Raw genomic sequence first — 21,343 nt, 5'->3', positions numbered from 1 at the left:
ATTATTGAGCATAGTCACCACCCTGTATTTGTTTTTTGGGATAATTAATATTATACAGGATGATTGTGCTCCAGGCTACCCTAAACCGGTAGCCTATTTTATTTGCCAACTATAATTTTACTCTAAGTATAGTCACTTATGTTTTATGGGCGTTTCTATAACCTTCTGCTATGGACGCGTCTGAAACCTATGACGTAATTATGGAAAGCCAACAGTGTAAAAAAAACGGCAATCCCCATCAGATAGGTTCGAAAGGGCAGATGAAATACCACAGCCAATATGGCGGCATACATCATGACCGTTGCAACCTTCCCATAATGATTGGCGGGAATAACCACCTTATCTTTATTATAGTAAAGTATCAATGCGCCCAGTATCATCAGCAATTCCTTAATTCCTATCACAATCACTACCCAAAGAGGAATAAATCCCTTATCCGTAAAACAGAACAACACCGTCAGCTGCATCAGTTTGTCTGCCAAAGGGTCCATGGCTTGTCCCCACTTTGTAACCATATGATATTTTCTGGCAAGATATCCGTCCAATACATCCGTCATCCCCGCCAGTATAAAAATAAAAGTAGCTGCCATGATACTGCCTTGCCTCTCGGAATACAGCACATAGATAAAAATCGGAATCAATATAAAGCGCATCAACGTCAATGCATTTGCTATATTCATCTGTCACCTCTTTCCTTGCCCTTCGACATAAATTTCTAATCATATTCATTTTCATTATACACTACATTTCATTATTGTGCCCAATATTTGTTGATTCAATCAGACAACAAATCGCCTTTTGTCAACACAGAGCAAAAAATCGCCCATAGCAAATAAGACTATCCTTGGGGATAGTCTTATTAATTATTTTACGCTTAAGGTCAATTCAATAAATTTTCCGGCTTCTTCTGCAGCTTTGATTAATTCTTCCGTAACGATCTGCCCTTCATAGGCAATGAGCCTGTCTCCATCCAGGATAGATTTGATTAATTCTCTTCCCAGAAGATATTCTTTTTGTTTTTTCTCGATCATCTCTGCCGTATCTTCCAAAACCTTCTCACTTTCGGATTCAATATCAGGCTTTCTCCCTTTGAAAACTTCTTCGATAGACTCCATTAATTTGTCATGAATATCATGTTCCACAATCGTGACCTCTTTTCCGTAGGTAATGACAGAATCCGATGAGATAAATTTTCTCGTCCCCTCTTTTTCAATTTCACATCCTAGAATTTTTCCGTTTTCATCATCAATAAAAACTTCTGCAACCGATCCAAGATTTTTTCCCTTTTTCGTAAATATTTTAGAGTTTACGACAGAAACATTTTTTCCCAACAGGTCTACCACTTTAGGATCTTTTTGCGCATCCATCACCAAATCGGAAGTTTCGATCATTAAGGCTTCATCCCCAATGCCCATGATCTTACTCATGGGGACAACCTTTACGCTAAACATAGATTGATCATCTACTAAAAAATATTCTACATTTCCATTTTGGGGATCAATCACTACATTTTTTATTTTTCCTACCTCTTTTCCCTCAAATACACTAATAATGGGCAGATTGATAATCTCCTTCAAACTTTTCACTTCCTCTTCCTCCTTGCATATGTTTAGCTTTTTAATACACGGACAATCTCCTCCACCTGCTGCATCTGCAACTGCTCTTTGTACTGCTGAAGCAAACAGTACAGTACATTCTCCGCTTGCTTGCTTTGGCCCATACCTTTGTAAAGGGATGCAATATGCAGACAGCTCTTAAATTTCATATGGGGCTCCGAAGCCATTTTTAAAACTTGCATAAACCCTTCCAAGGCCTTGAGATAGTTTCCTTCATTTTCATATTTGATTGCCTTTCTAAAATAATCATCGGCTTCTTTAGGCAGTTCCATTTCCTCCTCCACCGGTAAATTGCTTTCCTCCTGGACTGCATTTTCCATATAAAGAGCATCAAAATATTCCCCTAGGATGTCCATCTCTGCCTCCTCTTCATAGGCTGCCTCTAAGATGCCGTCCGCCTCCCCGGAAATTTCTACGGCTGCTGTATATGGCACTGATGGCAGAGCCCATACCGAAGTAGCTTCTACAAGATTCTTTTTCCCAAGGGATAACTTGAATCCCGAATAACCGTTGCCTTCCGGGACTAAGGTCGTATGTTTGCTGCTTAGCATGATAACAGCCGTGATCATAATGACAAGGTACAAGACGGCAATGTTCTTAAAATTATAATAAAAGGCTAAAAAAGGAAAGGTGAAACCTGTAGTGGTCCCCAGCAAAGTACTATTCATAAATAAATTTTTGCTGATGCCCGTTTTATAGAACAATTTGTCGTAAGAGATATAAAGCAAAAAATTCACAATCACGATAAGCAAGACTATCCCACTGACAACCCCCCTTTTCTGACATATTTCCTTTTCTTTTTTCAGTTTTCTACACATTCCTATAAATTCCTTTTAAATACTTTCTATCCATAGATTTTGGTGCTAAATTCCCACAAAAAAACAAGCTATAAGTCCTATAGCTTGTTTTCAAGTTCAATCGTTCCCATCTTATCGGTCATGATCAAGGGCTTCCTGGCTTCTCCATCATGATGGGCCGCTAAAACCTCTCCGATGACCATGACATGATCTCCTGCAGGATGCAAATCCTTCACACGGCATTCCAAATTGACTACTGTATCTTTGATCAAAGGTACTTTGAGAAAAAGAGCCTCCTCCGTCTGAATTTTCGCCTCATGAAATTTATCTACATCATAGGCCGTATTGCTCCCGCAATATAGGGCGAGACTTTCCTGCCGGTCGGTAAGCAGGGCCAATACAAATTCTCCTGTTTCCTTGATCAAATGGTATACATACCTTTCCGGTGCAATACTGACCATAATCAACGGTGGATGGTTGGATACCTTTGACATCCATGCCACCGTTGTAGCATCCCTTTTTTCCCCTTTCTGGGCCACAAGCAATCCCACAGGATTGACGATTTTCCGAAGCCCCAGCTTGATTTGATTATTGTTCATCTTTCCCACCTCCCTTTATCAATTTCAAAGAGTATCTCCGCTCTAAGTAATTTACCAACTGCCTCACCATCTCAATATAATTGCTGTTTAAAACATCCCATTCCCTTTTATAATTGGCGTAAATATACCTCTTGATGCCGGATGCCGGCCAGTAACGATATTTTTCCGGCTCTGCCATCTCCTTGTACACACATAGTCTGGATATTCTGCCATGGCCTGTTTGTAAACTTACAGGATTGATTCCATGCTCAATTTCCTTTTTATGTACCAATGCATACCAGTAAAAATCTCCTACGCTGCCTTTGATATAGCCATATTTATATTTTCCTTGGTTAATTTTAATAGGATAATTTTCCATTTTCTGCTCTGCCTCCTGCTTCTAAAGATATTTTTTGCTGTTTTCTAATAGATATATTCATTATTTTTACCATTTACGCACCCTTTTTATCATGTCTATTCATTTTTTAAGGGCATGGGCATGATATCCGATTGCAGGAGTATATCTTTTATATTTCTTTCCCCAACATCTCTTTCCCTGCCGTTTTTCTCCTGTGGACATATTTTTTCTTTCTTCATCGCCATATTCCTCATATCTTCATAAAAAAAAGAATCTTCCATTTGTGCCCCAGGCATAAAAGCCGAGTATGCCACAAGGAAAGATTCCTGCAAAAATACAGTCTAAATTATGCAATAGATTTTAAAAACTCCTTCTTGTTGTTAGTAAATTCTGCATACTGTTCTTGTGAAATGCTTCCATTCCTCAAAAGTTCGTCACAAAGCATAATAAATTTTTCAATAATTTCTATCAACTGTTTTTCTTCCATAGGCCTTTCCTCCCGACAGCATCTTTTTGCTATTTTTCACTTTGGTAGATTATACGCCAGCGAAGGAGAAAATATACCTTTTTTGTTTAAAAAAATAGCTTTTTCTACATGCGTTTTATTCAAATACACCCCATGGAATGACATTTTTATTTCAAAAGCACCTTCAGCCTTTCTGTTTCCCATATCCATATCAAGTTTCTTTTAACCAAAAGCTACATCCAAAGTCATCATCACCGCAAAGCCCAACATAGCCCCCATGGTTGCAATATCCGTATTTTTTCTCTGCTGGGATTCGGGAATTAGTTCTTCCACCACTACAAAAATCATGGCCCCTGCCGCAAAAGACAAAGCATAAGGCAAGACAGGCTTCATCAACATTACCGCGGCAGCTCCTAGAATTCCTGCCATAGGCTCTACCATCCCTGACATCTGGCCATACCAGAAGCTTTTGAGCCTTGAAAATCCTTCCCTACGCAAAGGAAGAGCCACAGAAGCTCCTTCGGGAAAATTTTGGATACCAATACCGATGGCCAGGGCAACAGCTCCTGGTAAGGAAGCAGAGGGCAGATTTGCCTTTAGCGCCCCAAAGGCTACCCCTACAGCCAAGCCCTCGGGTATATTGTGAAGGGTTATAGCAAGGAGCAATAAAATACTTCTACGCCATCCTGTTGGGATACCCTCCTTTTCATTCGGAGAAAATCCGGAATGGAGATGGGGTAAAAATTTATCTGCCAATCTCAAAAAAATACCCCCCAGCAAAAAACCCACCAATGCCGGTATCCACGCAGGTATCCCCGTTTCCTTTGCCATTTCGATAGCCGGTGCCAGCAGAGACCAGAAACTTGCAGCAATCATCACTCCTGCTGCAAAGCCCAGCATCACATCCAGTACTTTTCTATTCACATTCTTAAATACAAAGACAACGGCAGCTCCTAAGGCCGTCACAAACCATGTAAAGCATGTGGCCAAGAAGGCCTGAAATACCGGATCAAGGTCTTTAAACCATTGAATCACCATCGCCATCTCCCCCTTTTTCTCGATCTCATAGTCAAATCTTTCAAAATTCAACGGTTTGTGAGTAGCTCATATTAGCTTTGGCTAATAAAGCAACGGTAATAGAAACATATAAAGTTGCGAGTAATTTCTGTTTTGGTGCAGCATCCATTAGCCCCAGCTAATCGAATCCGTACTCAATCCCATCATATGCAGTTTGTAAAAAGCTGGTTCCTTTGTTTGCAGCCAGTTGGCTTTTTTTCGTCTATCATGCGATTGAGCACCTCCGTAGTCACCTTTATTTTTTAGGGGAATATAATGAACTATATAGGGAAAAAATAAAATTTTTGGTTGGAGGGATTTTATGTGAGAAAGCTGAAAGCAATTGCTTTATTCCTGGTCCTGGCTATGCTGCTATCCCTTGCTTTGGCAGGCTGTGGAGAAAAGGCATTGACAAAGGTAAGGCTGGCAGAGGTGACCCATTCTGTATTTTATGCACCCCAATATGTAGCCATTACGGAAGGCTTTTTTAAAGAAGAGGGACTGGAAGTTGAGCTCATTAATGGACAGGGTGCAGACAAAACCATGACAGCACTCCTATCGGATCAAGCAGATATTGGCTTTATGGGCCCTGAAGCTTCTGTATACGTATATAATCAAGGGAAAGAAGACTATGCCGTCAACTTTGCCCAGTTGACCCAACGGGACGGTTCTTTCCTAATAGCTAGAGAGCCTATGCCCAACTTTGATTTTCAATCTTTGAAAGGCAAAACCATCATTGGTGGAAGAAAAGGCGGCATGCCTGAGATGACTTTAGAATATGTTCTGAGAAAGCACGGCTTGCAGCCCGGCAAAGATGTAAATGTAAGAACAGATATACAATTTGCCGTAATGGCAGGTGCTTTTAAAGGTGGTGAAGGAGATTTTGTTACACTGTTTGAACCTGTTGCTTCCTTGATGGAAAAAGAAGGGGCTGGGTATATCGTTGCCTCTATTGGAGAAGAAGGGGGTTATATTCCTTACACCTGTTACGCTGCAAAAAAGAGTTTTATTGAAAAAAATCCGGATATTATCCAAAGATTTACAAATGCCATTTATAAGGGAATGCAATGGGTAGAAAGCCATAGTGCGGAAGAAATCGCAAAATCCATTGCTCCCCAATTTCCTGATGCTGACATGGAGATCCTGATCAAAGTAGCAGAAAGATATAAAAAACAAGATACTTGGAAGCCGGATCTCGTATTGACAGAAGAGGGTCTAAATCATATGATGAATATTATTGAAAAGGCAGGAGAGCTCGATAAGCGGGCACCCTATGACAAGATCGTAACCACAAAGTTTGCTGAAGAAGCCATGAAGAAAATCAAATAGCGCTGAAAAGTCTACCGGGCCAGAATAGAAAATAGAAGAGGGGTGAAAAAATCTCACCCCTTTAACTCCATTTTGGAGTTCTAAAATCATTATTTTTCAATCGTTTTCCTTCTTCCTCGGAAATAATGTAGGCAGATATGCCTTGCCGGTCATATTCTTTTGCCTTTTGGACGGCTTCTTCTCTGGTCATGGGTTCAGAGATGGAAGCATCTGTACGAATGACATATTTTTTATCCATCATGTACTTTCCTCCCTATATTTTGAGAAATATAAAACAATATTTTTCTATTCTCTTCTTATTATTCCTCAATTATGAAAGAAAAGATACATCGATGGAAGAATTATATATTGGTGCAAAGTTCGTCATTTTTACAATAACCTCCATATCCTTTTCCATGGCATAGGTAGAAATATCTTCATAATCCACCCCCCATAAGGGTGGTCCTATCCCTTGTAATCAGGGTCTTTCCTACGTAAATTTTTGGTTTGTGATCTATAGCATGCACAAAAATTCCATATTTTTCTTTCTCACATAGGCCATGGTTGCATGATCGCCGTGTCCCGGGTAGATAGTAATATCATCTGACCATTTGGATATTTTATTTACAATGGACTTTCTCATTTCTTCCGTACTGCCCCCTTCCAAATCCGTTCTCCCCAAATCATCATCAAAAATTGTATCCCCAGTAAAAATAATGTTTGCATCTTTTACCTTAAGGCAGATGCTGCCGGGAGTATGTCCGGGCGTATGAATAACTTCTAAAATCATGCTGCCTGCTTGGACACAATCTCCATGGGATAAAGTTCTACCCGGTATGATGGAAACAGGTTTTCGGAAACCTCCCATCGAATAGTTGATTTCCGGTCTGTGCAGTCCATGGGCATCTTTTTTATGAATATATACAGGACAGTTATACTTCATTTTTATGTCCTCTACAGCCCCGATGTGGTCATAATGATAATGGGTCAGCACGATTCCCTGCACTTTCAAAGAATTTTTCTCCATATATTCTATAAAAATTTGAGGCTCATCTCCGGGATCAATCACCAAAGCCTCTAAAGTATGCTCATCATAGACAATATATCCGTTGGTCTCCAGCATCCCTGTTATCAATCTCTTCAATTTCATCTTATACCGCCTTTCTCCATTGCAATGTATGCAACATATTAAAAATATTAAAAAGCTCTACGACCATCGGTAGAGCTTTCCATTGCTTAGTCATGGAGCGGGCAACGGGAATCGAACCCGCACAACCGGCTTGGGAAGCCGGGACTCTGCCATTAAGCTATGCCCGCATCTATCTTGCTAGCACTATTATAATCATTTTGCCTAATTCTGTCAATATAAAAAATTTCTTTCCATATCTTCATCACAAATGTATTGTTCTTTTTTCTCCAGTATATTATGATACAAGTAGAACAATGATTTTTGGGCGGAAGGGGTAGATGACGCTTGAGCAAGCAATTTTTGGATTTAGAGAAAGATATTCATGAAATTAAGCTCAGACAAATGGGAGGAGAAGTTGAGGTCATCCGAGGCATTATGCATTATGTACGCTTTGATATTGGCGGCACCATTGTAAAATATGTATATCATATTAATAAAAAGGGAAAATATTTTCTACAAAGACAGGCACCTTATCCCCTCAATGCGGGCACATATGAATCTGAACAGGACGTGATCGATATTATCCGACATGACTTGGCTCAGATGAAAAATGCGAAAAAAAGCAAAAAATTTGATAAATTTATAGAGATGAATAAAAATCTTAGCAATATGATGAGAAAATTCGAAGATTTATATTTGTATTATAATGTACCTAGCGTGCAAATGGAAAAAATTGAGAAAACCATTCAACAGCTAGGAAATCTTATTTTTGAAACAAAGGATATCAGTGAAAGAGTATATTTTGAAAAAGACCCGGAAAGCCTGTAACGGGTCTTTTTTATGTTTTTCTTTTATTTTTGCGAATAATGGCGAAAATAATAGTATACGCTATCTATTTTCATATAATCAGAACCAGCAGGAACAGTTGTTGGAATATTATGATTTATTCTATTTTTATATTACATCAAAAAGAGTTACAATAAATACATTGTTTTTCTATTTTATCATGATTATAAACGGGGGAGGGAATGAATTTGTCAGAATCTTTTCAACTGATTCTTGCAACGGGAATCTTTATTACTACTTACGCAATCATCATATCTGAAAAAATCAATCGTACAACAATTGCCTTTTTTGGTGCTGTTTTAATGGTATTATTTAAAATCATCGGCTTGGAAAAAGCCTTTGAAGTCATTGATTTTCACACCATAGGCCTTTTAATCGGCATGATGATCATAGTCAATATCATCAAAAAAACTGGAGCATTCCAGTATATTGCCATTAAATCTGCAAAACTGACAAAAGGAAATCCTTGGCATATACTTTTGATGTTAAGTACTATTACTGCCATCTCTTCGGCACTTTTGGATAACGTAACAACAGTTCTGCTCATTGCTCCCGTAACCTTAGTAATTACAGAAGCATTAAAAGTCAGCCCTATACCTTTTATGGTTTCTGAAATTCTTGCTGCCAATATCGGCGGCACTGCTACGTTAATAGGAGACCCTCCCAATATTATGATTGGCAGCGAAACAGGCCTTGGGTTTATGGACTTCTTGTTAAATCTTTTCCCGGTTGTGGCTGTCATCTATATTGTAACCCTATTTCTGATCAAAGTCATTTATAAACCACAGCTCCATGTACAAGAAACGTTAAAAATGAAAATTATGGATTTCGATGAACAATTGGCATTGACCGATAAGAAATTGCTTGTAAAATCCCTTTGGGTACTGGGCTTCACCATTTTAGGCTTTGGGCTGCACCAATTTATCGGCATCGAAACAGCTACTGTTGCCCTTGCAGGAGCATCTGTTCTGCTTTTGATCAGCAAAGCAGACCCTGAGGAAATTTTTCAAGAAATCGAATGGCTTACGATTTTCTTCTTCGCCTTCCTTTTTATTTTAGTAGGAACCTTAGAAGAAATAGGCGTTATCGAAACCATTGCTAAAGCTGTTATTCGAATTACCAAAGGAGATCTTGTTTTTACGGGTCTATTGATTCTTTGGATTTCCGGAGTGGCTTCCGCTTTTCTGGATAATATTCCCTTTGTAGCCACAATGATTCCTTTGATCAATAGTATCGGAAGACTTTCCTCCATCAATATTACACCCCTTTGGTGGGCTTTGGCTTTAGGTGCTTGCCTTGGAGGAAACGGAACCCTCGTAGGTGCATCAGCGAATGTGGTAGTGGCAGGCATATTGGAAAAGCATAAACATAAAATTTCCTTTGCCCAGTATATGAAAGTGGGTTTTCCCCTCATGATTGTATCCATTATTATTTCTACTGTTTATCTGTACTTGTTTTATTTCATGTAGTATTCCACGATGAAAACATTGAAAAATGCACTTATAGACAAACCCTTGAGATTTGGCTTCCTGCTCAGCCCTGCGCCGCTTTTCTAAAAAAAATAGGTAAAAAGCGGCTTGCTGATTCGCGACGAAGCCTAAATCTCAAGGGTTCTTGCTTGTCCCCTTGCTTTTTTCTGCAGACTGAAACGCCTGAAGGTTATTAGCCTTCAGGCGCTACAAAATTACGAAAGGCTATTGTAGCCCATGTTTTGGTTGCCACTGTTTTGAATTTTTTGCCTTACTTTTTGAATTTCCTGCTGTCCAACAGCAGTTGAATTGCTTAAGCCAGCTGTGCCTCCAATGGCAACGTCCGATGTCATTCCTTGTCCCATCATACCATAGTTATTCATGTTTTGCTTTACTTTTTCCATCTCGCCTTGATGAACAGCAGTGGAATTCTTCAAGTTAGGCATGTTGCCCATACGTTGGCTCATATTTGGCATACCTCCACAAATAATTTTCGTAAGCACCTCGGCTTACATATTATATTGTATGCAATAATTATCTTTAGATACTATGCAAATAAATCATACTTTGGCTGTATTTAGTATTTTTACGCCCCATGATCCACCAGCAAGCCCACAATCAGTAATAGGCCAAACAGGAAATGAAATTTTGCTGTAAGCGGCGTCAGGGGCATTCTCAGCTTTGGTTTTTGATCAATATAACTGTAGGCTCTCTTGGCAACAGACAGAGACAGCAAGACAAACAAACACATCTTCGGCAAAATGCTACAATATACAAAAATAATTGTAAATACTGCTGCGGCGATTACAAAAACCACATACAGCATTTTTCCCTTCTGATACCCGATGCGCACCGTTAAGGTTCGAATATCTCTTTCCTTATCCCTTTCATAATCCCTCAACTCATTGCTCAGCAGCAAAAGGGATACTAATAAGCTTATGGGAAGGGAGATCCATAGGACTTCCATGGAAAATTTTGCCGTCATAGCATAATAGGAGCCATAAATCATGAAAACACCCATGAGAAAAAAGACGAATACCACTGCTAAGCCCCTTCGTTTGTAATTGAAAGGCTCTCCTGTATAAAAATAACCTCCCACAAATCCAATAACACCCAAATAAAATAACTGCATTCCCGATCGATAGACCAGATACAGTCCTATGGGCACCGTACAAGCAAAACACAATAGTCCTGCAATAAAAATACAGATTTCCGTCCATTCCCTTTCTCGGCCAAAAATATGGAAGCAAGCAATTTTATTCTCTAGTTTTCCCTGTTTGAATTCAAAAAAATCATTCACCAGATTCACGCCCGATTGCAATAAAATACCGGAAAGTATAATCAAAAATGCCTTATGAAAATCTGCATAACCTTCTCTCCATGCAAGAACAATACCCAACAAACAAGAAATAAATGCAATGGTAAAGGAAAATGGTCGAAGTGCTTTCCAAATTGCTTTCAAATATTTCATAAACGCCCCCCTTTTATGCTTTCGTTTCACCTCTATCATTATAGCATATTCCATGGAAAACATTCATTCTATGAAGATTCATTTTTGTAAAGTTGCTGGTTTATGAGTATTTTTCTCTGTATCCTTGGAATAATAATAAATGAATCTAAAAAAAAGGAGTTGAAATGATGGATAGGTTGGCACTTTTATTAGTGATCATAGGAGCATTAAACTGGGGGCTCATTGGGCTGTTTCAGTTTGATTTGGTTGCAGCCTTATTAGGAGGCCAGGCATCCGTACTAAGCAGAATCGTATATTCATTGGTGGGACTAGCCGGAGCCTACTCGATTAGCTTCTTATTTAGGGAAAGAGAAAAAGTCCAATAACAAAGTCTTCCGTTGGAAGATGTAAAGGAAGACTTTGTTGAAACACATGACGGAAATTATGACTTATCCCACAATTTATGAAAGTACATAATTTCCTATGTGTTATAAAAATAGAGGGCAGATACCCTCTATTTTGTTTCAAAGGTCACAATTCCTTCGGGACGTTTGATCCGTAGCAATAGTGTTTCGAATACTCTGAATCGATGATTCATCTGTTCCGGCCCTAAATAAGCTGTAATCATATCCTGCCCGATTACCAGGTCCATGTTTTCTGACCCCTTCGAGAGGAGAACAGCCTTATTTTCCCCCAATACAGGCGTTTTGTAGACCTTTCCTCCTACCAATTCTTTTACTCTATCTAATTCTAAAATTCCTGTTCCGGGCTGAATTCTCTGCATTTGGAGATATACATCAGGGCTCACAACAAGGACGTAGGGACCATAAAACCCCTTTCGCACCAGTTTTTCGATACCTTCAGCCACATCTTTGAAAGGATTCTCCCCCTCTACCCAGTGGCTTTTCTCTACGATTTGCCTGCCTTCTGCAGTAGTTAGCCCCGGATAGCCATATTTCTTGTTTCCATTGAATATGATATCATCTTCCTGATGGCAACAGGCCGCGGCCGCTATGGCAACAGGAGAAAGTTCCAGCGGAAACCCGATTTGTTTGCTTCTCTCCATGTCTCTCCAGGAGATAAGCAGATCTTTATAAATCATGGGAATTGTAACATATTTTCTGCCCTTGATTCTGATAGGAATATCTTCTTGTTCTCCCCCAAAGTCTATTTTAGAATCCCCATCAATTTCTAAATCATCCATATTGATACTGTCTACGCCAGCCCCTAGAGGTCCGAAAATCGGTATAAACCTCCTGCCGATCAATTGATCCCGTGCCACTTGAATCACTGCGTGATCAATACTGCTCCATACCTCATCGCCAAAGGGGGCGTCACCCCTAAATAAATAATCCATAACCTTCTCCCTCCCCTATTCTTCCAACAAGCTTCCTACAGTTTTCGCCTTTTGTTCCTGATAATCCATCTTTTTTTCTTCTATCCCCAGATCTGCAATCATTTGTCTTACTTCTTCTTCTCCTTCGGCAAATAATTCCCCCTCCCTTGGATCCAATATTCTCAGCAGAGCCATTAATTCCCCTACATGGGCCTTTTCTTCATCACGAATATCTGCAATGACTTTTTTCGCAATAGGGTCATCCGTAGCTTGCACATGGGCATCATAAATATAGATGGCTTCCAATTCTCCGGCAATATCCAGCCGTATTGCCTGAATCAGCTCTTCTTTGCTAATCTTCCTTTCTACATTGGCAGCAAACGGATTTGCAAAACTTGGCATATATAAAACCTCCCTGTATTCATTTTCCATATATTTATACCCATATAGGATAGATATATTCCGTAAAATTTAAATAAAATCTTCGACAAATTTTTTATAAGGAGTCCATGGTCTTTCCCTATCCCCTAACAAGCCAACCTTGGTCATCTTGCTTTCCTAAGCAATGGTATTCTACCCATTGACAATTTTTCACCATAAGTGTAAAATTTCCCTATAAGAGCATATACTACTTGTTTTTATATGTTTTTTCAAGGGGTGAAAACAATGCAAAAGGATGAACTGATTCAAATTCTTTCAAAAAAGATAAAATTGATTAGAGCAGAAATGGATTATTCTCAAGATTTGATGGCAGAGATTTTGGGAATTTCCAAAAAAACTTTGATTCAAATAGAAAAGGGGCGTATTTTGGCCAGTTGGACAGTCATCGCCGCTTTGTGCGCCCTATTTCGTGAAAGTGAAATTATCCGAAGTATTTTAGGAGAAGACCCCTTAGAAATTTTACAGGTCATTGCCCACCGCAGTTATGAAACACCGAAAGAACGGACCCTGGGAGGAAAAATCTGGTGGATCGAAGTAGAAACCTTGGGAAATTTCAGGTTGCAAAAAAATTTAATCAGCGGTCATTATCGAATATTAGACAATGAAAACAGGCGATGGGTAAGCTCCTTCGATGAAAGGGAAATGAAAAGACGCCTAAGAGAACTATATGATATAAATGCATAGGGATATCACAAGTGTCGGCAGTTATCAACACCAATACACAATAAAAAGACAGGAGTAGAGTAATTTTCCCTCTACTCCCTGTTTTTATCTGGACAGCAGTTCAATAAATTTATCTACTTTCTTTCGCTGCTCATTGTCCAATAAACCGTTCATTTGTTTGAGCATACGAAGCTTCTGAATTAAATCCTTTTTTTCCTTTTCTGAAAAACCCTTCATCAGCTTATTCATTTCCTGTTCAATTTGCTCAGGACCCATTCCTTTATATTGGTTTGCCATATGCGCAAACTGCTTTAACTGCTCTTCTGAAGGTTGAATATTGCCGGCAGCTTGGGCCAATTTTTGGTTGATCTGGTTTAGGTTTCTTCTCATTTTATACACTCTCTCCTTTTCACTGATCTTCCTGCACTAACATATTATGTTGGGCAGGCAAAATCGTTACGTTTGCCTAAACAAAAAAATACAACCATCACCGATGATTGTATTTTTCCTTTTCTATGGGGCCTGCTTCCTTTCTCCTGCCAACTCTCTTTTTAACATCAACAATAGCACCAAAACAATAGATAAAAAAAACAGAATCATGCTAAACCCGACGGCTTCATGAAACAAATCATTCATCTTGCCGATAAACCAATTGGCAATCATATTGATTCCGCTGGAAGCCGTGATCACAACACCCATGATGGAATTTAAGCCCTTCTTAAAAGACTTAATCAAGATAACCATGACGGTGGGATACACAATAGAAAAGAAAAAACCTCCCAGAGATATGATCATGACATACTCCTTTTTGCCAAATATCCCTATTGCCAGACAAACCAGGGCAGATAACACAAATATAAATACACTGCGCATATAACCTACCCTTTCTGCTATAAAACCGCCGATCAACCTTCCAATGGTAAAAATCATAAAAAATAGAGAAAGATAGGAAGCACTTTTTGATTCGGACATTCCCTTGACATTTTGCAGATAGGTGGCAAGCCAGTTTGCCAGACCTACCTCCGAAGCTACGTAGAATCCTAAAAGAAGAGAAAACAATACTACCCTTCTATCCATCAGTATTTCTCGCAAAGGCACCCTCTCTTCTTTCTTTTTCTCTTCTATATGAGGAAATTTGCAAAAAAGAAAGTAGATGAGGACCGTTCCCACAAAGATTAAACTATAGCGGTAGATGTCTCGCCAGGCAACTCCAGCCGCCAGCAACATCCCGGCATACTTGGGACCCACCGTTGCTCCCATGCCATAGAAAAAATGCATCAGATTCATCATAATTCCTTGATTTTTCACAAAAACTACAGGCGCCAGCGTACTGGCACCCATGGTCAAAAGCCCTATGCCATATCCCAAGAGAAACATAAACAATACCAGTGCAAAATAGGTGCCTGCCATCGCTATTCCAGCAATGCCTGTAATTGCAAAGAGAAATCCTGCAAAAATAAGTTTTTTGTGCCCGATTTTATCTGTCATCATTCCGCCGGTAAAGGTTGCAGTAATATAACCCAAGGTGCTTAACAGCATCATGGTGGCAATGCTGGTATAATTCACCATAAACTCGTCTTTTATGGATGGAATCAACACTCCTCGAATATTATCAATAGATCCCTGAACCAGCATCAAGCCAAAAGTGAGTATAATCAGCATATTCCTTAGCCTTTTTTGATTTTCCATTCCCATCCCCCCACATCGCCATTGTCCAGTATCTAATTATACGTCATCCCTCCTGAATAGTCAAACCTATAGAAAAAAGCTGATCCCAACGATCAGCTTTTCTATAGGGGAAGTCCTTTTATAACATCAATACCCCTTCATCCTTAATAATCACCTGCAGAATTTTTTGCTCATCCCCTGTATTGGCATTGATATATATCAAAAATGTATCCTGCTTAAACCGGGCCTTAAATTCATAGCATAATACTTCATCGCCACCTTCTGTGGGAATAATGGCAAGCCTTGGCTCCGATACTTCTGCATTCATGCTGATTTTTTCCCTGGCTTCTTCAGCAGAAATTTGCGGAGGTGTAATTTTTCTTTCAAAATGATTTGATAAATATCCCTCTGCTTCAAATCCCACGATTTTTCCTTGATCCAGACCTACCTTCACCTTGATTAAATCAGGATACACCACCACATCATCCTGCTGGTAAGCAAAATTAATCACCATCTGTCCGTCATATTGAACGGAATACGTGGGGATCATGTTGTCGTAGCCTTGTTTTTTTAAGAAATTCTGAGCAATTTGAATTCCTTGCTCCTCCGATATTCTTGCCTCTCCTATATCCCGATGATCCAGCATCCATACGACTTTCCCTCCTGTTTTCGTAACTGCCATAGATATCTCGCTTTCGGCCCCTCCCTGCTTTGGCTGCAAACTGATCACATAGGATGGCATCCTTGTATCGTCCATATCACCCAACACACGGGCATCATATTTTATCCCATCATCGACAAAGGCTTCTGCAATCTTTAGGATTGCTTCCTTGGGGATTGGACCCCCTGTAAGCTTCGGTTTCTTTCGTCGAAGATGTTCAGAGAAAGGCCCATCATAAATTAACTCGGGATATTCCTGCATTTTTTCTTCCAAGTTCACGAAGCTGGTAGCAATGATATTTTTATTGGCCTGATCCAATTTTTTATTGGCCTTTTTCCTCAATTCACCGATTTTAACACCCTTTTCTGCAATCTGATTCTGCAATGCGATTAACTGTTGAGACAAATAGTTGGAATAATTATGTAACTCCTCCAAGGTATCCATTTCTTTTTGATTCAGGGGCTTTCCATCAAGATTTTTTCTTGCCAAGGCCATGCTGAAATCGCCTACTTGGCTCAGAAACTTTTGGGTTCTGCTTACATGACTATGTTCAATGGGCAGCTGGCTTAATTTTTCTTGGGCATCATAACTCAAATGCATGATATCTGTAAAAAGCATGACATTTTGCCTGGGTGTCCCCGTCACCATGATTTTGGCCAAAGCCACTTGGATATTTTCCACATCCACAATCATATCATAGAACATTCTTTGAAATTGATTCTCCAGATATATATTATGTTCTATATTTTGCCTGTACTGTTGATAGCCCCATATGCCGGAACCAATCAGCGCAGCAGTCAAGGCAATCACAATTCCTTTTCTCATTTCATCACCCCATCCCTATTGATGTGCAAACCAGTGTTTCCCTATTTTGACCGTGGCTTTTCTTGACCAGATCCATTTGCTGGTTGCCGTAGCAGGATTCCAGTAGTAAATGGCTCCCCCTGTAGGATCCCATCCATTAAGTGCATCCCTGGCTGCTTTGAAGGACGTGTCATTGGGAGGTAGATACATCTGTCCGTCTGCTACAGCCGTAAAGGCACCCGGCTGGTAGATAACCCCTGCGATGGAGTTAGGAAAGGAAGGATGCCGCACACGATTTAAAATTACAGCCCCAACAGCTACCTGTCCTGCATAGGGTTCTCCCCTTGCTTCTCCATGAATGGCCATAGCCAGCAGCCGGATATCATCACTCCTGGAAACACCTCTGCTGGTTGCCGTATAAGCAGCCTTTGCAGTGCCCGTTGGCAATCCAAGGGCTCTTTTGGTTTGTGGGCCTATAAGACCATCCACCCTTAATCCATTTTTCCTTTGAAATCTCTTTACCGCACTACCTGTCTTCGATCCATAAATTCCATCCACAGGACCATCATAATATCCCCACTGCTTCAGCTTCTGCTGGGCTGCCCGCACGGTACTGTCATATTGAGTCCTTCTGACAGTAGTGATTCCCAAGGCCCTTTTTGTTTGAGTTCCTACAATTCCATCGGCTCTTAAACCGTTCTTTTTCTGAAACCAAAGAACAGCCCTATAGGTTTCTGCCCCAAAGACACCATCTACAACCCCTTTATAATATCCCCACCGTTTTAATTTTTCCTGTACTTCTCTGACTTCACTGCCCTTCGCGCCCCAGGACAAACTGCCTGCATAAATAGACTCTATAAAGATTGCCCCGAAAATCAGTAAAATTACTAAAACAAAACATACAACCCTGACAAATTTTTTCATAATCTGCCCTCCTTCCATGACTTATTTTATTTTTCCATATTCCCCGGTCGTTTATTCTTCCCCTAGTCAACGTAAAAAGGGAAGGTGAACTTTTCCTTTTGCTCACCTTCCCGCTTTCTTATATCATCTTTCCTATTTCTTTGCCATATTCAAAACATGCCTTTAAATGTTCCTCCGTGGGCACATACTTTATCTCTAGTCCTTCCTTCACCAATTGAATCCCTGTTTCCTTCAACTTCTTTTCAATATTGGCGACAGCACCCTTTCCCCAACCATAGGAACCGAAGGCTGCACCGATTTTATGTCTAGGCCTCAATCCCATGAGCTCTTCTAGGAAATGGGCCACATGGGGGATCATAGTATTGTTAATGGTGGATGAAGCCACCAACACTGCCTTGGCATCTAAAATTTCTGTGATGATATCATTCACGTCAGTGACAGATGCTCTGTACAATCTCGTAGCTACCCCTTCACTGACAAGACCCTCTACGATAGCCCTTGCCATTTTTTCAGTACTATGCCACATAGTATCATAAACAACCACAGCCTTTCGTTCCACTGTGCCATGGCCCCATTGCATATATTTTTCAATAATTTTTTCCGGATTGCTTCTCCATATAATCCCATGACTGGGGGCAATCATATCGATTTTCAAGCCCATTTTCATAATTTCTTCAATTTTCTTTACTACCAATGGGCCAAAGGGCATCAATATATTGGCGAAATATTTTTTCGCCTCTTCCATGACCTCACATAAATCGTTCTCATCATCAAACAATTTTGAAGAAGCTAAGTGCTGGCCAAATGCATCATTGGGAAGCAACAATGCTTCCTCTGCTATATACGAAAACATACTGTCCGGCCAGTGGAGCATAGGTGCTTCAATAAATTGAATTGTTTTTTCTCCTAGGCGAATGATATCTCCTGTTTTCACCACTTCATATTGATAATCCCCAAAATAATGATGCATCATCGCATCCTTTCCATTCTTTGAACAAAAAACCTTCGCATTTGGAATATACTCCATCAGCTTGGGAAATCCACCGGAATGATCCGGTTCCACATGATTTACCACCACATAATCAATTTTCGATGGATCAATGACCTGCCTAATATTTTCCAGCATCTCCTCTGCAAAATGAGCATCCACGATGTCTACCAGGGCTACCTTCTCATCTATGATTAAGTAGGCATTATATGTGGTCCCCTTGTGGGTATGATAGGATGGACCATGAAAATGTCTTATATCCCAATCGATTGCTCCAACCCAATATACCCCTTTTTTAATTTCTACTGCTCCCAAAACAATCAACTCCTTTATAAAAATTTCTCTCTTTCATTATACCAACAAATATCATGGTTTAAACGCATCATCCATATTCTAAAAGAAATTCTTCCCCATGGGAATATATTGTTTGTCATAAGAAAAATAATGGCATGACGCCATTATTTCTACTGTGCAAGAATCTTGCTAATGTTTGTAATTCCTACAGTAAAACCGGAAATTAATACAAAAAACATAAATCCAACGATTAACGTCTTTACCTTATTCATAACCTTTCTCCTTTTTACAAATTATATCCTAGCATGCCCTTTGTATTATTGACAAAAATTTATCCCCCTATTCACAGCAATCAAAGAATCTCCCATAAAATTTTTAAAAAAGTTTTCATTGCAACCCATGACGAAAACAGTAAAAAACCTGGCAATCTCCCAATGTTCATCCCTTCCTATGCATGATAAAAATTTCTATGTGCTCCATTCTGCCTCCTGCCCCTACGTTATATATATCACAATAGACAAACATCAATCAATGAAATTTATGTTACAAATTTCATGATAAACCGCCATCTGTATACATTATACGCAACAAAACCTTGTTTGTCTGCAAAAATTTTATATAAAAATAGCAAAAGATCCGATTTCTCGGATCCCTTCATTCATCATCGAATGCCTGCCGCTTTTTGAACAGCCTGTTGGTGCTTTGGATCTTGCTTATCATCCTTATGCCTTAAACTGTTTTTAAAATGCAAATCGATATGACCATCCATGCCATTATCCTTTACAAAATCAAAGTTATAACCTCTACCATATCCACCGCTTCTGTTGGATACAGTCTGCCCTCCCGGCAATCCATCCACACCTGCATGGGGCATTGCCGTCATAGACCCTGCGATCACCCGGTCCCCTGCATAGACAAGCACAGGCCTTCTATCCCAGCGAAAGCCTCCCCAAATATCCTTAATCACGGACGTATCTTCCTTCGTCAGTGGCTCCACATCGGCATGGTTTGTTCCTGCGGTTACCATGACTCGGAAAGTTTTTCCTGTCTCCACATCTTCAATTTTTAGCACATCATTTCTCTGAATCATTTTAGAAACTTGGCTCCACCAGTCGAGGTACTCACCCCTTACTCTCCTGGAACCCCTGCTGATTGCCTCTGCACGATTCTCGAAGAGGCCTAGAAACTCCATTTTGGCTATTGTAGCTTTGCCAACAACTCCATCAGCCTTCAATCCATATTTCTTTTGAAAATCTTTTACGGCCCTTTGTGTGATAGGACCAAAATATGTAGTCATTCTGCTGTTTTTAAATACGCCGTCCTTTTTTAATGCTTCCTGAATGACCTGAACATCCCGGTGGTTCATGCCCAGTTTGTAAACCTGCTTTGAAAAATAAACCCCTTCCGCAGCCCACACGCTGGAACCAAAACCAAGAATCAAAACCAGTAAAACCAAAACCCTCAAAGCATTTTTCATTAGTCTTTCCTCCTTATTCTCGAATAGCATACCCACAACCTACTCGAAAAATAATTTGTTAGTACCTAATACCTACGTGTTACTATATCATTTTTGGTTAACATAAATCAAGTTTTTTTGCCAATTGGATAAAATTACCTGAAACTTTTTTAAATTTTTTGCGTCGCTTATGTCAATCTCCGTCTATAGGGATACGGGAAAAGATTTTTCTTTGGGGTACAAAAAAATCTTAACCCCTAGAGAGTTAAGATTTTAGAAATTTACATGCCGATCAAATCGCGAACAACCACAGAAGCAATAATTAAGCCTGCCACAGAAGGCACGAAGCCAATACTTCCCGGTATTTGATGTCTTACCGTGCAAGTCCTGTCCTTATTAGGGCAAATGCAGTTCGTCTTGCAGTCTGCGCTGATTTCTTTGGGCGCAATGGGTTCTTCCTGAGAATACACAACCTTCAGGCGTTCTACACCCCTTTTTCTCAATTCTTTCCTCATGACCTTTGCCAGAGGGCATATGGAAGTGTTATAGATGTCTGTTACTTGAAATTTTGTGGGATCTAATTTATTGCCTGCCCCCATGCTGCTGATAATCTTAATTCCTCTTTTATAGCATCTTTCCACCAAATCCAATTTGGCCGTCACCATATCAATGGCATCAATTACATAATCATAATCATCTGACAAAAGCTGATCGGCTGTTTCAGCAGTATACAACATTTTATAAACTTCCACTTTCGCCTCAGGATTAATGTCTAAAATCCTTGCCTTCATAACCTCCACCTTGGGCTTGCCCACAGTACTTCTTAAAGCATGAATTTGCCGGTTAATATTGGTAAGACATATGTCATCATCATCTACCAGAACAAAATTTCCTACACCTGTTCTTGCAAGACCTTCCACTGCAAAGGTACCAACACCTCCGATACCGAAAACGGCAATCTTGCTATTTTTTAGTTTTTCTAAATTCTCTGTGCCAATAATCAATTCACTCCGTGAAAATGCATGCAACCCCATT

26 protein-coding genes and 1 tRNA gene are annotated in these 21,343 nt (G+C 39.8%); 5 read left to right on the top strand and 22 right to left on the bottom strand.

Annotated elements, in window-relative coordinates:
• Positions 1-155 precede the first annotated feature (155 nt).
• The 8 genes from pgsA to AN619_RS01760 all read right to left on the bottom strand — a co-directional run bounded on the left by pgsA (position 156) and on the right by AN619_RS01760 (position 4,853).
• Complete coding sequence (pgsA, locus tag AN619_RS01790) at positions 156-680, bottom strand: CDP-diacylglycerol--glycerol-3-phosphate 3-phosphatidyltransferase (protein ID WP_068554510.1); 525 nt, start codon at positions 678-680, stop codon at positions 156-158.
• A 183-nt stretch (positions 681-863) separates the two neighbouring features.
• Positions 864-1,586: a PRC-barrel domain-containing protein gene (locus tag AN619_RS01785; protein ID WP_068554509.1), complete on the bottom strand. Its 723-nt coding sequence runs from the start codon at positions 1,584-1,586 to the stop codon at positions 864-866.
• A gap of 23 nt (positions 1,587-1,609) precedes the next feature.
• Entirely contained in the window at positions 1,610-2,434 is an 825-nt protein-coding gene (locus AN619_RS01780; protein WP_068554508.1) for a hypothetical protein, read from the bottom strand.
• A 77-nt stretch (positions 2,435-2,511) separates the two neighbouring features.
• Positions 2,512-3,012: a flavin reductase family protein gene (locus AN619_RS01775; protein ID WP_068554506.1), complete on the bottom strand. Its 501-nt coding sequence runs from the start codon at positions 3,010-3,012 to the stop codon at positions 2,512-2,514.
• On the bottom strand, positions 3,002-3,370 hold the full coding sequence (locus tag AN619_RS01770; RefSeq protein WP_068554504.1) for a hypothetical protein: 369 nt from the start codon (positions 3,368-3,370) through the stop codon (positions 3,002-3,004). Before AN619_RS01770 ends, AN619_RS01775 begins: the two co-directional genes overlap by 11 nt.
• Positions 3,371-3,465: 95 nt before the next feature.
• Positions 3,466-3,588 carry a hypothetical protein gene (locus AN619_RS16435; protein WP_278279811.1) on the bottom strand — a complete coding sequence of 41 codons (123 nt, stop codon included), beginning with the start codon at positions 3,586-3,588 and terminating at the stop codon, positions 3,466-3,468.
• Between the two features lie 107 nt (positions 3,589-3,695).
• Entirely contained in the window at positions 3,696-3,836 is a 141-nt protein-coding gene (locus AN619_RS15805) for a hypothetical protein (protein WP_157064873.1), read from the bottom strand.
• Between the two features lie 201 nt (positions 3,837-4,037).
• Positions 4,038-4,853 (bottom strand): ZIP family metal transporter, encoded by an 816-nt coding sequence (locus AN619_RS01760; RefSeq protein ID WP_157064872.1) that lies wholly within the window; start codon positions 4,851-4,853, stop codon positions 4,038-4,040.
• A gap of 342 nt (positions 4,854-5,195) precedes the next feature.
• Between AN619_RS01760 and AN619_RS01755 the strand changes: the two genes are divergently transcribed.
• Complete coding sequence (locus tag AN619_RS01755) at positions 5,196-6,200, top strand: ABC transporter substrate-binding protein (protein WP_330382002.1); 1,005 nt, start codon at positions 5,196-5,198, stop codon at positions 6,198-6,200.
• 61 nt (positions 6,201-6,261) lie between these two features.
• Here AN619_RS01755 and AN619_RS01750 read toward each other — a convergent pair whose 3' ends face one another.
• The 3 genes from AN619_RS01750 to AN619_RS01740 all read right to left on the bottom strand — a co-directional run bounded on the left by AN619_RS01750 (position 6,262) and on the right by AN619_RS01740 (position 7,496).
• The gene (locus tag AN619_RS01750; RefSeq protein WP_068554500.1) at positions 6,262-6,441 is read right to left on the bottom strand and encodes a hypothetical protein; all 180 of its coding nucleotides are present in this window, start codon (positions 6,439-6,441) and stop codon (positions 6,262-6,264) included.
• A gap of 252 nt (positions 6,442-6,693) precedes the next feature.
• The gene (locus AN619_RS01745) at positions 6,694-7,329 is read right to left on the bottom strand and encodes an MBL fold metallo-hydrolase (protein WP_068554498.1); all 636 of its coding nucleotides are present in this window, start codon (positions 7,327-7,329) and stop codon (positions 6,694-6,696) included.
• Positions 7,330-7,422: 93 nt separating this feature from the next.
• A tRNA-Gly gene (locus AN619_RS01740) sits at positions 7,423-7,496 on the bottom strand.
• Between the two features lie 157 nt (positions 7,497-7,653).
• On the opposite strand from AN619_RS01740, the gene AN619_RS01735 reads away from it, so the two are divergent.
• Together AN619_RS01735 and AN619_RS01730 are read left to right on the top strand one after the other, a co-directional pair.
• Positions 7,654-8,136, top strand: coding sequence for an ROK family protein (locus AN619_RS01735; protein ID WP_068554496.1), 483 nt, complete (start codon positions 7,654-7,656; stop codon positions 8,134-8,136).
• A gap of 206 nt (positions 8,137-8,342) precedes the next feature.
• Positions 8,343-9,623 carry an ArsB/NhaD family transporter gene (locus AN619_RS01730; RefSeq protein WP_242867272.1) on the top strand — a complete coding sequence of 427 codons (1,281 nt, stop codon included), beginning with the start codon at positions 8,343-8,345 and terminating at the stop codon, positions 9,621-9,623.
• Positions 9,624-9,838: 215 nt separating this feature from the next.
• Here the strand turns inward: AN619_RS01730 and AN619_RS01725 are convergent, their stop codons facing one another.
• Positions 9,839-10,090, bottom strand: a complete 252-nt coding sequence (locus AN619_RS01725; protein ID WP_068554492.1) for a hypothetical protein — start codon at positions 10,088-10,090, stop codon at positions 9,839-9,841.
• 119 nt (positions 10,091-10,209) lie between these two features.
• Positions 10,210-11,094 (bottom strand): prenyltransferase, encoded by an 885-nt coding sequence (locus AN619_RS01720; RefSeq protein WP_068554490.1) that lies wholly within the window; start codon positions 11,092-11,094, stop codon positions 10,210-10,212.
• A gap of 167 nt (positions 11,095-11,261) precedes the next feature.
• On the opposite strand from AN619_RS01720, the gene AN619_RS01715 reads away from it, so the two are divergent.
• Positions 11,262-11,459 (top strand): DUF378 domain-containing protein, encoded by a 198-nt coding sequence (locus AN619_RS01715; protein WP_068554489.1) that lies wholly within the window; start codon positions 11,262-11,264, stop codon positions 11,457-11,459.
• Between the two features lie 128 nt (positions 11,460-11,587).
• Here the strand turns inward: AN619_RS01715 and AN619_RS01710 are convergent, their stop codons facing one another.
• Complete coding sequence (locus tag AN619_RS01710; protein WP_068554487.1) at positions 11,588-12,430, bottom strand: family 1 encapsulin nanocompartment shell protein; 843 nt, start codon at positions 12,428-12,430, stop codon at positions 11,588-11,590.
• A 15-nt stretch (positions 12,431-12,445) separates the two neighbouring features.
• On the bottom strand, positions 12,446-12,811 hold the full coding sequence (locus AN619_RS01705; protein WP_068554485.1) for a demethoxyubiquinone hydroxylase family protein: 366 nt from the start codon (positions 12,809-12,811) through the stop codon (positions 12,446-12,448).
• A 264-nt stretch (positions 12,812-13,075) separates the two neighbouring features.
• Between AN619_RS01705 and AN619_RS01700 the strand changes: the two genes are divergently transcribed.
• Positions 13,076-13,534, top strand: coding sequence for a helix-turn-helix transcriptional regulator (locus AN619_RS01700; protein ID WP_068554483.1), 459 nt, complete (start codon positions 13,076-13,078; stop codon positions 13,532-13,534).
• Between the two features lie 84 nt (positions 13,535-13,618).
• On the opposite strand, the gene AN619_RS01695 is transcribed toward AN619_RS01700, so the two are convergent.
• The 7 genes from AN619_RS01695 to AN619_RS01665 all read right to left on the bottom strand — a co-directional run bounded on the left by AN619_RS01695 (position 13,619) and on the right by AN619_RS01665 (position 21,342).
• The gene (locus tag AN619_RS01695) at positions 13,619-13,903 is read right to left on the bottom strand and encodes a hypothetical protein (RefSeq protein WP_068554481.1); all 285 of its coding nucleotides are present in this window, start codon (positions 13,901-13,903) and stop codon (positions 13,619-13,621) included.
• Positions 13,904-14,026: 123 nt separating this feature from the next.
• On the bottom strand, positions 14,027-15,202 hold the full coding sequence (locus AN619_RS01690; RefSeq protein ID WP_068554479.1) for an MFS transporter: 1,176 nt from the start codon (positions 15,200-15,202) through the stop codon (positions 14,027-14,029).
• 118 nt (positions 15,203-15,320) lie between these two features.
• Positions 15,321-16,667: a germination protein YpeB gene (gene ypeB, locus AN619_RS01685; protein ID WP_068554473.1), complete on the bottom strand. Its 1,347-nt coding sequence runs from the start codon at positions 16,665-16,667 to the stop codon at positions 15,321-15,323.
• A 15-nt stretch (positions 16,668-16,682) separates the two neighbouring features.
• Positions 16,683-17,570, bottom strand: a complete 888-nt coding sequence (gene sleB / locus AN619_RS01680) for a spore cortex-lytic enzyme (protein WP_068554471.1) — start codon at positions 17,568-17,570, stop codon at positions 16,683-16,685.
• 118 nt (positions 17,571-17,688) lie between these two features.
• Positions 17,689-18,873, bottom strand: coding sequence for an FprA family A-type flavoprotein (locus AN619_RS01675; RefSeq protein ID WP_068554468.1), 1,185 nt, complete (start codon positions 18,871-18,873; stop codon positions 17,689-17,691).
• Positions 18,874-19,513: 640 nt separating this feature from the next.
• Positions 19,514-20,329 (bottom strand): peptidoglycan-binding domain-containing protein, encoded by an 816-nt coding sequence (locus tag AN619_RS01670; protein WP_068554466.1) that lies wholly within the window; start codon positions 20,327-20,329, stop codon positions 19,514-19,516.
• Positions 20,330-20,589: 260 nt separating this feature from the next.
• Positions 20,590-21,342, bottom strand: coding sequence for a tRNA threonylcarbamoyladenosine dehydratase (locus tag AN619_RS01665; RefSeq protein WP_068554465.1), 753 nt, complete (start codon positions 21,340-21,342; stop codon positions 20,590-20,592).
• Position 21,343: the final 1 nt, after the last annotated feature.

It is taken from the genome of Thermotalea metallivorans, assembly GCF_001562415.1.
In the GTDB taxonomy this organism is placed as follows: Bacteria; Bacillota; Clostridia; order Peptostreptococcales; family Thermotaleaceae; genus Thermotalea; species Thermotalea metallivorans.
The sequence above is the reverse complement of the archived record's forward strand: the minus strand, read 5'-3'. Positions and strand labels throughout refer to the sequence as shown.